This is a genomic window from Nocardia sp. NPDC004340, assembly GCF_053602575.1.
Genome location: NZ_JBSGDW010000011.1, coordinates 83,086 through 93,801, shown reverse-complemented (window position 1 = coordinate 93,801; position 10,716 = coordinate 83,086). Strand labels below are relative to the sequence as shown.

At 64.4% G+C, this 10,716-nt stretch carries 5 protein-coding genes and 1 pseudogene; all 6 read right to left on the bottom strand.

The window, feature by feature from the left end; translation table 11 throughout:
• Positions 1 to 79: 79 nt before the first annotated feature.
• Entirely contained in the window at positions 80 to 1,144 is a 1,065-nt protein-coding gene (darG, locus tag ACWEOI_RS31110) for a type II toxin-antitoxin system antitoxin DNA ADP-ribosyl glycohydrolase DarG (protein ID WP_452361893.1), read from the bottom strand.
• Positions 1,145 to 1,147: 3 nt separating this feature from the next.
• Complete coding sequence (darT, locus tag ACWEOI_RS31105; RefSeq protein ID WP_452361892.1) at positions 1,148 to 1,789, bottom strand: type II toxin-antitoxin system toxin DNA ADP-ribosyl transferase DarT; 642 nt, start codon at positions 1,787 to 1,789, stop codon at positions 1,148 to 1,150.
• Between the two features lie 55 nt (positions 1,790 to 1,844).
• Positions 1,845 to 2,729 carry a hypothetical protein gene (locus ACWEOI_RS31100; protein ID WP_452361908.1) on the bottom strand — a complete coding sequence of 295 codons (885 nt, stop codon included), beginning with the start codon at positions 2,727 to 2,729 and terminating at the stop codon, positions 1,845 to 1,847.
• Between the two features lie 177 nt (positions 2,730 to 2,906).
• Positions 2,907 to 3,041, bottom strand: a pseudogene (locus ACWEOI_RS31095) (HIRAN domain-containing protein); the annotation flags it as partial.
• 122 nt (positions 3,042 to 3,163) lie between these two features.
• On the bottom strand, positions 3,164 to 7,753 hold the full coding sequence (locus ACWEOI_RS31090; protein ID WP_452361891.1) for a DNA methyltransferase: 4,590 nt from the start codon (positions 7,751 to 7,753) through the stop codon (positions 3,164 to 3,166).
• Between the two features lie 2 nt (positions 7,754 to 7,755).
• The gene (locus ACWEOI_RS31085) at positions 7,756 to 10,641 is read right to left on the bottom strand and encodes a helicase-related protein (protein WP_452361890.1); all 2,886 of its coding nucleotides are present in this window, start codon (positions 10,639 to 10,641) and stop codon (positions 7,756 to 7,758) included.
• Between the last annotated feature and the right edge of the window lie 75 nt (positions 10,642 to 10,716).

Here is a 10,716-nt window from a genome sequence, read left to right as displayed (position 1 = left end):
CCGGCATCGGCTGGACGCCGCTTGCCCGTCGTGGATTCGCAAAACACATGCGGTGACTAGTGATCTCACTCGGAGTTCGTCAGGAAGCCGCGAGCCAGCCCTGTTCGCTGAGCTGTGCGAGCGCCACGGCGATGTGTTCGCTCGTGAAGATCCGGCCCTTGCGTTCGTTCCAGCCTTGAACGAGCCGCGTGATCTCCTCGGGGTCCAGTGAATCGCCTTGTGCAGCAGCCCAATGCACCGTCGCCAGCAATTCCAACCCGTACATGCTGCTGAATCCCTCGGTCAAGGCGATGACCCGGTCGACTCTGGCGGTCGTAGTGCTGTCGTCGGCGAGCAGCTCATCGGCTTCGGCGACAGCCTCGGGAAGGACATACAAAGGTTCGGCTTCAAGTGCCCTGGCGCTACCGTCGCCGAAACCGGTGACGAAGTGACCTTCGATCTCCCGCAACGTTTTACGCAGATTGTCGGCATAAGGGCCGTAAGAACCCTTCGCGAATTCCAATCGCAGATTCGCGCCGGACAGTTGCAGGAAGTAGACCAGCTTCTGCACTTCGAGCGGCGTCGCACCACCCATGGACGAATTCTCATAGGCCCGAAGGATTTTCAGGACAGCCGCCCGGGCCGAGGTCATCCGCGGCCGTGCGGTCCGATTGATCATGTCGGCGGCCGGCGGTGCGCCCTCGGGCGGATACACGAGTACATCCACGGTGTCGGCGATCGGACCCAGCGACCGCCAGATCAGCGGGGCGACCTCGCGCCAGTCCAGGCCGCCGTTCCCGCACCCCAGCGGCGGCACCGCGATCGACCGAATACTGTTCTTGACGATGACGTCGACGAGATCATGCAGACCCGCATCGATATCGGGCAGCTGGCTGGGTGACCGCCAATGCCGCTTGGTGGGGAAATTGATGATGAAACGGGGGCCTTCCAGCATCCCCGTTTCCCACACGAACATCTCACCGACCCGGACCAGACCGGACTTCGCGGCACGCTCGTACGCGTCGAACATCTGTGGATAGGCACGCTTGAATTGCAATGCGATGCCCTTACCCATGACCCCGACGGTATTCACCGTATTCACCAGGGCGTCGACATCCGCGCGGAGGAGATTGCCGTGCTCCTCTCGAATCATGTGCTCCTCCATGCTCTAGAAGTACCACTGGGGTATGACACGTGCTGGGGTCTGTGCGCCACCGGCGGCGATTATGCCCTCGACCTCGGTGTGAACCGCTTCGGTTTTGGTCGCTATACCGAGGATGCTAGCCCAGGGAACCTGCTGGTGAACCAGTAGCTCGGCCTGGCGTCGCTCACTGCGGTCCGGGTCCTCGGGCACATCGTTCCAGTAGGTCTGCCGCATCAGCGGCCAGTCGACGAAGTCGGTCAGCTGGCCGTCGTCGCAGGTGAAGCGCGTGTACCGGGTGACCGCGTGACGGTCGGTCCCGACCACAGCCAACCCGCGCCCGCGTAGCTCCTGCACAGTGCTGACCAGGTACACGATCCGGTCGCAGCCGCCTGTATAACTGCGGACATTGTTCCGGTGGATCGCGTACAGCATGGGACTCCGCGGCGCGAAATAGAACGGCGTGTAATCGGCGACGACTCCGCCCGGGCCGGCTGGAACTTGGCGAGCGGCACGTTGCTCCTTGATGTGCTGATGCCCGATCTGGATGTTCGTCAGCCCTTTCGCGGTCGCCAGGGTGTCACTGAGGATCCCGTGCTCGATCATCGACGGCACGTGTTCGATGCGCGTGATGTGGTAGACCTGGGTCGGGTGCGGCCGGCGGCTCATATCGGCCCTCCCGCGGAATCCTGCAATGGGTCCCCCATGGTGGAAGTCGTCCCTTCTACAGAGAGTTGAAGTGCTGGGCGGCGGTGAAATCGGAGTCGTCGATGCCGATCAGCGCGTCCACGAAGGCTTGCGCCCGGTCCAGCGGTGCGACCGCGAACAGGGAGCAGTCGGTCAGCTCGGGAATCTGCGCATCCATGCCATTGCCATTCGCCAGCAGGCGTCGCCCGGTGGTGAGCACGTCCGAGGCCACCCGCGACTGCCAGGTGGTGAGCGGCTGCGCGAATTCCAGGGCGACCGCCACGGTCTTCCTGGTGGGTGATTCGGTGACGGTGATCCGGCTGCCCGACGCGGTGACCGCCGTCTGAACCTCATCGTCGGGATCAGCGACCGCGACCGGATCATCGAGTTCGAACTGGTCATCGAGTTCGATCGGATGACCTTGGAACTCGGGCGGATTCGATGCACTGATCGAGTCGGTCCCGTCGGGTGCGACGGGTGGCGCGGGACGGGCCGGTGGTTCGATGCCCCGGGCGAGCACCGTCACCGGCGGCCCGTTCAACACCTCCGGCGGCAACTCGAACGCCTTCTTCGCCCGCAACGACACCGTGGCTGACACCGCCGACGCCGTCACCACCGCCGGCGCGACCACCGCCAGCCCGCGCGCCAGCAAATGATCCACGGCGGGCAGGAACTTCTCACTCATCGCCGGCGTCAACTGCCCGATCCGCACCCCATCGAGCCGAATCTCCGCCACCCGCTTCACCGTCCGCGCGGTCCGCTCCTCCCGGGGAACCAGGGTCACGAGCACCAGCGCCGACCCGCTCCCCGGCCCATATCGGCCGAGCCAGTCGAAATGCTCACCCGTCTTCCCGACCTGTACCGAACCCCCATCCGGCAGCATCGTGTACGGCTCGGCGGGCGGATCATTGAGCGGCGCCATCGTCTCCGGACCCGACAAGAACAACTGAATCTGAGCCCGTGCCACCGTCTTCCGCTGCCGTGCCCGCTCATCCCAGTCGGTGTACTCCGAAGCCCAAATCCGTGCCCGAGCAGTCGGAATGAACCCGCCCGCCATCAACTCCAGCAACGGCCGCTGATACCGAACCGCATCCTCCCGAGGCAAATACCCGATCGTCTTTGCCTGGAACCGAACCGACACCGCATTCGGATCATGCGAATTCTGCGGCTCCGGCACCAACTCAACCGTCCGCAACACCTCCGCCCCCCGACGATTGAACTCACCCCCGAGCATCCACAACACGTTCGGCATATAGGCGAACGTCCCAACCACTTCCTGCCCGGCCCAACCACCGCCACCAACAGTCCACAACGGGTACATGGTATATCCGCCACCAGCGTCGATCCGCCCGCGCCTCACGGCTGTTCACCCGCCGCGATCCGAGAGAAATGCTCGTGAGCGAGCTGCATATCCTTCTCACGATCCACGCCGACAAAGGGCATCTGGTAGGTGATGCCGTCAACGGTCAGATCAGCAGGCTTCAGAACACCCTTCTTGCGGTACTCGGACGCGAGTTTGGTGGGAAGCTGGCGGCCGGTGGCGTCGTAGAGCGCCTCGCGTTCGTAGCGCTGCAGGACCGGGAACTGGGTCCGGTAGATAGTGAGTAATTCCTCCGCGGTTATGCCGAGCATGACGGCGACAATGGCATCGATCTCCAACAAGGCCTGACGGCGGTCGGCGTCCTTGCGGAGCGGGGCTTGCCAAGTCCACTCCTGCTTAACAGCACCAAGTTCCGCACCGTCCAGATAAGTGACTCCAATGTCTGGAACCCAAGCGTCATCTGCCCAGGTGGGGTCGTAGAGCTTCGACCAGAGCGGGGCATATGGCTCGACCAGGCAGTTGAGACGCAAGACACGAAGGATCAAGCGGGGCTCAAGTGGGTGGTTTCGGATATGAGGAAGGCGACGGACAATGCCCTGGTTGAGCTCTGACACCCCAGCTGCCTTGACGAAGAAGTCGGCTGGAACCGATGCCCATATACCGCTCGCGACTGCGAGATCGGCAGGCTTAGCAAATGAAGCGCTCAAGACTCCGTTGATATGGCAAGCGCCAGGAGGGATGATCGCCGAGTGCAGCGTGCGGACCGTCGCGGAGTCGGCCATGCGTCGCCACGCGAGCCGGAAGAACGTGGAACTCGGCTCTTCGTTCCATTTCGGGTAGGCCGCTTGGTATTCGGAGAGCGGCCGGGCGACCTGGTAGTTGGTTCTCGGAATGAAAGTTTGCGGGATGGTCTCAAGATCGACCTGCGAGTAGTCGAGGTTGTTGCGCATCGTCGGGTTGCCCTGTTGGTAAATCGGGCACGCAACAGTCAGAAAGGGTCCCTGGAAGATGACCTCGTCCCAGTCGCTTGGGACGGCGGAGCGTGATTCGAAAAGGCCGAGCTTACGATCGGCAGTCTCGTGCCATCCTGCTGTCCATTCGAACCCAATCTCCGTGAGGCGAGGTGCTGCGGCGATCTTGTCCAGTACGGCCGCGCTCGCGCGGTTTATCGGGTACAACATGCGTGCTTCGGTGATAACCGTTCCGGGTTCGTCGATCAGTGCCGCCCAGCTCTGGAGCCCAGCCTCGGTGACTTCGACGATGCGTTCGGAATGCGCTCGGAGATCCCACTGGCCTTTGTCGTCCTTGATCCCGGGCGTGCGACCTGAGCCATCGTGATCGAACGAGCGTCTAACCGTATCGGGATGGTAGAGCGACGCAGCCATTTTGAAGTTCACATCCGAGTCAGCCCCGTACACGTGGACGCCGAAGAAGATGTGGTGATCAATCTCGAAAAGCTTGAGCTCATTTCGAAAGTGCCAATGTTCTCTCAAGCGACGGTATGCTGCTTTTCGTAGATGTTTGGCCCGAGCCTCCGTGAAATGGCTTTCCGGGTGGATGAGCGAGACTACGCCTCCTGCGGAGGACGATCGCCAGGTGCGCTCCATGAAGCAGCGGTACAGGTCCGGCTGAAGCCCTGTCAGTACGGGTCTGTCGATGCTCGAACCGAGGTGCTCCTTCTGCCCGGCCTGATCGGCGCGTTCATCAAGCAATGTGATGCGGGCACCCGCCATTGTCATCAGCTCGGCTGCTTTTTGTTTTTTGACTGATTCAGATGGCTTGTTGACAAGCTGCCACCAGGGGTCGAGCTCAGCCAGTACCGCCGCCTCATCCCAATCCGGCCGCACCCACGGGGGATTGCCCACCTGGAGGTCGAACCCATCACGGGCGAACACCGGCGCGAAATCTAACTCCCAGTGGTGGAATCCGGCGCGCTTCGCGATGTCCTCGGCGACTGCGATCCAGGGGAATTGGTACCACGCGTGCCCGACCGGCATGGCGCGTGACAGCAGCAGGTCGTTCTCCTCGGCGAGACCTAGTTCTTGCCAGCTTGTATCACGCCCCAAACTCAACTGCCCGCGCCGTTCGGCGAGGGTTTCCTTCGGTGCGATACCGAGTACTGCCTCCAATCCACCGACCCAGGTATCCCAGTCTGGCGGTTCCTTGTCCGTGGTCAGCGGCCACGACCAGATGGCGCACCAGGCGTCCATGACCCGGCGCAGGCGTTGGTAGGCCCCGTTCGGGTTGTTGAGGACATCTTCGATCTGTTCGCGCGTCACCGCCGGGGTGTGCTCGACCGGTTCGGATTCCCACAGGTGCAGGTCTCGCCGGATTTCGGATTCGGCGATGGTGAGGCGGCGGAGGGTGAAGTCCCAGAGGGTTTCGACGCGTTGGGCCAACGCAGCGAGGCGTTTGATGATGGCCTTGTTGGGGGACTTGCGGATTTCATTGCGCCACAGGCGGAGTTCTTCGCGCTTGTCCGGAGCATAGGTTTTGGCTTCGGCGGTGTCGATGACCGCGCCCCAGCCCGCTGCGGGCAGGAGGAAGTGGTGGATGCCGGTGCCGATGTCGGTGCCGAGGGGGATGTCGTCGGGGACGGTGGTGAGCCAGGCTTTTTTGGCGAGGAGGTTGGGGGTGTAGACGGCGCGGCGGGCTCCGATGAGGGAGTTGCCGCGGCGGAGGTGGAGGCCGAACCAGGGGGCTTGGAGGCCAGCGACCATGGTGTCGAGCCACAGGGAGATTTCGGCGAGTTCGACGGCGGTGGCGTTGAGGTCTACGCCGTAGACCTGGTGGAGGGCTATGTGGGCCTTCACCTTTTGCAGTTCCATGGCGTATTTGTCGGCGTCGATGAGTTTGCCGAGGTCTTCTTGTTTGCGCTTCAGGTACTCGGTGGCGAGTTGGCGGACGGCTTCGATGGCGAAGGCTCCGGAGCCGAGGGCGGGCTCGCAGATGGTGAGCTGGAGGATTTCGTCGGGGGTGGTGCGGGTGTCGTTCTGGTCGAGGAGTTCCTCGAGGGCTTGGGAGACGACGAATTTCGTGAGGACTTCGGGGGTGTAGTAGGAGGCGGACTGCTGGCGTTCGCGGCCGGCGAGGCGGAAGACGAAGGTGCCCTTGCGGTGGATGACCGGGCGCGGTTCGTGGGTGTCGGGGTCTTCGGTGCGGACGAAGTCGGATTCGGAGAGGTGATCGGCGCGGTCGACCGGGACCACCCAGGAGCCTTTTTCGGGGTCGCCGTTCTTGGCGACCTCGTAGAGGTCCTCTTCGGCGAAGAATCCCGTATAGGACATGAGGCCCTCGTAGACCGCGCCCAGCTGGTTGATGCCGAGTTCGGCGTAGCTGATGAAGCCGCGGTCGCCGCCCTTGCGGCCCTTGCTCTCCTTGGTGAGCAGGAGGTGTTCGAGGACCCGCTGCACCGCTTCGTTGCTGAGCCCGACCTCGTCGATGAGGGCGGTCGCCTCGGTCGAGAACAGGTCCGCGCGCAGCGGGTTGAAGACCAGGCCGGGTGCGGCGTCGTCGGCATCGTGGTCGCGCACCGCGGGGGAGTGGCCGAATTCGACGAGGTGGAACAGCCGCTTGAGCGACTCGTACAGGTGGGTGCCGGTGCGGGCGCGGACGGTCGCCAGTTCGGTGAGGGTCAGTTCCCGCAGCCGGTCGAGGCCGTAACCTTCCTCGTATTCGGGTGCGCCGGTGGGCAGCACCTGCATTTCCGGGGAGGCCTCGGCGTACAGCAGGAACAGGATGCGGTAGAGAAAGCGCAGGGAATGCTTGGCCAGGTCCTGGCCGTCGATGCCGTCCATGGACAGCTCCTGCGCGCGGCGGCGTTCCACCACATTGTTGGCGATGATCTCGATGGACAGCCGGATGCCTTCGCGTAGATCCTTCGAGACGCCGACCGTGTGCTTGACCGAATCCTCGAGGACTCCGGTCCACCAGATATTGCCGTCGGCATCGGCTTTCAACGCCTGCGCACCGAAAATCGTGGCGGCCCGGTCGATCTCGCCGCCCCGCGCCTCATGCTTGCGTTCGGCGACGACCAGCAGATCCACGGCCAGGTACCGGCCCTCCGCCCACCGTTCGGCCTCGGCCAGCAGCATCCACTGCCCGGCCTGCACCACCACGAACGCGGGCGGTGTGTCCGAGCGGAACGCCGCCGACACCGCCTTGGATACCGATTGGATCGGTTTGCCGTCCTCGGTGGCGGGCGTGATCAACCGGCCGGTGTCGGGATCGAGCAGATCCTCCAGCGAGGAGACCGGATCGGCTTGCAGGAAAAGCACATTCGAGACGCCGGGCAGTTGGGCGTCGGGCAGCTCGAGGTCGGAGCCCGCACGTTCGGCGATGAACGCGGACAGCTCGCCCTGGTACCCGAAGGCCTGGCGAACCGCCGCGTGCGCCTTCGCCGCGCCGTCCGGATTCTCGGCCAGTGCGGCCAGGTCGGTCTGCAGATCCCGGCAGGCCGCGAGCAGCGTGCTCCGGACCGTGGCGCGGCCCTCTTTGGCCTCGGCGTCCCAGAGCTTGCGCAGCTCCATCACCTTGCCGTGGAAGGATTCCTTCACCGAATCGGTGGTGAAGTAGTGCTCGCTGATCCAGTCCTCGCCGATGACGATGGAATCGAAGGAGGCCATGCTCACTGCTCCTCAGCGGGGACGATCACCAGCAGCGGACGCACCAGCTGCTGTGTGGGGGCGAGGGATTCGGCGAGCCTCTGCTCCTCGGCGATGCGCTGCGACAGCTTGTCCACGTCCTTCTTCTTCTGACTGCCGGACAGTTCCAGCTGCTCGGCGCTCGAATGCCAGCGGGCAGCGCGCCGCCGCCAAGCCTCGAGCCGCTGCTCAGCGGATTCCTGCTGCTTGTCGAGGGTCACCTTCATGGCGTTGACAGCGTGGTCGACCGCGACCGGGATCAGCGCCCGATACCGCTGCGGGTCGGCGACCGGACCCGGATTGGCCGTACCCGGCTTCAAACCTGTGTCCGCGGTGAGGAAGGCGAGATCTTCGAGGGTTTCGACGAGGCAGAACGCCGGATTGTTCGCGTTCGGGAATTCAGCGGTGGAGAACACCCGGGACACGAGCTGCCCGCGCCGGTTCATGAGTGTGCCCATCAACAGCACCGTCGGAACGTCGACTTCGCCGCGGATCACGAAGATCTGGTTGCGGCCCAGCGCGCTCAACGCACGATCACTGGCCCAATCCAGCACGGGATGCAGCGGGCCGAGGAAATGCGCCTCCGGCCAGGTCGTTCCATTGATGCCCTTGCCCTGCCGGGCCGCCTCCAGCTGGGCAGTGCCGACCTGCGGGGAGGTGGCCAGCTTCAGCCGTTCCAGAATCCGGCCGTCCTGCAGATAGTTCTGCGGCAACTGCCCGAGCCGCTGCCTGAGATCCTTGGTCGGGATCAGTTCGGCGATACCGTGATTGGCGTGCACCGTCCAGCCGACGCCGCCGGCGGCGGGCGCGGCGTGCGGGAAGTCGTCGAACGAGGCGCGCAACGCCTCGTCGAGGAAGCTGATGTCGTCGGCGTAGAGGCTCTGGCGCGGCTGTTCCGGCAGGGCGGGCGGCTCGTCCTCGGTCATGTCGAACTGGGCGAAGAAGGCGTCCACGCCGCCGCCGTCGATCACCTCGTCGATGGTCCGCACCTGCTGTTCCAGTGTGTAGCGGCCCGCCAGCACCTTGCGGATCGCCGACTCCTCCTCGCCCACACTGTGTTTGCCCATCAACGAGGCCACGTCACCGAGGGTGGAGTGCGCTTGGGTCTCCCGCTCCAGCAGCCTCGACAGCACGCGCAGATCGCCCGAGAACTGCGGGTCCGACGGTTCCAGGATCAGCGACGAGATCACCGGGGGATGCTGCTGCCCGTACCGGTCGATACGGCCGTTGCGTTGTTCGATGCGGATCAGCGACCAGGGAATGTCGTAGTGGATCAGGTGATGGCAGTGGGCGTGCAGGTTCACGCCCTCCGACGCCACATCGCCAGTGACCAGCACCCGGACCGGGGAAGTCTCCAACTTGAAGTTGTCCACGATGGTCTGCTGGTCCTGATCGGAAAGCCCACCGTGCAACATGACGACGTTCTCCGGGCGCAGGCCGAGCGCGCCCGGCAGCGTGTCCGCCAGCCACTTCAAGGTTGCTACACGTTCGCCGAACACCACTGCACGCATCGACGACGCGGGCCCGATGCCGATCTCGCGCAGCCGCTCGATCAGCGCAGCCTGCTTGCCCGCCGACGAGTCGAATGCCTTGTCGTTCAACTCCGCCAGCAGCTCGAGCGCGGCCAGCTCGGCGCCCTGCTCGGGACCGCGCGGGCCGCCATCCTTGTGCAAGGTGTTGCGCCGCTGGATGATCGACTCCCGCAAGGCGGCCGGCGAGGAGAGGAACGCCTTGGCCAGCGTCCACGGGAACAGTGCCGTGGTCTCGCCCGAATGCGGTGAGCGCCCGATCTTCGGATGTAGCCAGGTCTGGGAGAGTTCCTGCGCCACAGCGTCTTCCGCCGGTGACGGGGTGACCAGCCGATGCACCGGCTCGGCCCGCTCGGCCCAGTCGCTGCCGACCTCCGCCGCCACCTCCGGATGATGGCGATGGCGCCGGATCAGCAGCGTGTGGACGTCTTCGTCTGTGAAAGTGCCGTCCGCGGCGACCGCGGTCGGATCCAGCAGCCGCAGCAGCTCCGCGAACGACTCATCGCTACCGTTGTGCGGGGTCGCCGACGCCAAGATCAGCGCCTCGGTGTTCGGGGCCAGCACCCGCGCCAATTCATTGTTGTATGTGCCGACATTGGTGAGGTTGTGTGATTCGTCGATGACCACCGCATCCCAGTGCTGACGCTCCAGATGTGCCTTGTACCGGGGACTCTTGAGCGTGTCGATCGAGATGATCGCCCGCTTGTAATAGGTGAACGGGTTCCGGGTGGCCGGCAGCTTCTGCCGAACCTTCTGAATCCCGGCCGAATCCAGCCGCACGAACGGCAACGCGAACCGGCACCACAGCTCGTGCTGCATCTGCTCGAGCACATGCTTGGGCGTCACGATGAGAATCCGCTCCCCGCGCCCCCGCCGCACCAGCTCCGACAGAATCATCCCGATTTCCAGGGTCTTGCCCAGCCCGACCGCGTCCGCCAGCAGGATCCGCGGCCGAATATGCTGCGGATCAAGCGCTTTCGCCACCGCCGCCCGCTGATACCCGAGCGAGTCCGCGAGCATCCGCGTCGACACCGTCAATGTCTGATCCCCATACGGAAACGGCGTCTTGCGCAGCAGCGACTCCAGCCACAGCCGCGAATCCCGGTACCCGGACGACCCGTCCGCCACCACCTCGGCATCGGCGGGATCGAGCACTTCGATGCGATCGAGACTCGCATAGAAGGTCGCCGTGGTGTCCGCGACCAGCTCCGATAGCCCCCGCACTCGCACCAGACCGCCGTCGGCTCCGTGCTCGACCGAGGTGACCAGCCACTCCTCATCACGAACCACGACAATCGAGCCAGGTGCGACATTGAGGTCGGGCTCTTGGGCAACGGTCATTGAATTGATGCTCCTGGACGGGCCGGCAGTCTGGCATTCAACTTAGCGTGGTGGTTGCGGAGGTCCATCCGAGCG

Coding starts and splice junctions, on each gene's coding strand:
- darG (WP_452361893.1), bottom strand. CDS start 1,144: ATGGAGGAGCACATGATTCGAGAGGAGCACGGCAATCTCCTCCGCGCG.
- darT (WP_452361892.1), bottom strand. CDS start 1,789: ATGAGCCGCCGGCCGCACCCGACCCAGGTCTACCACATCACGCGCATC.
- ACWEOI_RS31100 (WP_452361908.1), bottom strand. CDS start 2,729: ATGGCGCCGCTCAATGATCCGCCCGCCGAGCCGTACACGATGCTGCCG.
- ACWEOI_RS31090 (WP_452361891.1), bottom strand. CDS start 7,753: ATGGCCTCCTTCGATTCCATCGTCATCGGCGAGGACTGGATCAGCGAG.
- ACWEOI_RS31085 (WP_452361890.1), bottom strand. CDS start 10,641: ATGACCGTTGCCCAAGAGCCCGACCTCAATGTCGCACCTGGCTCGATT.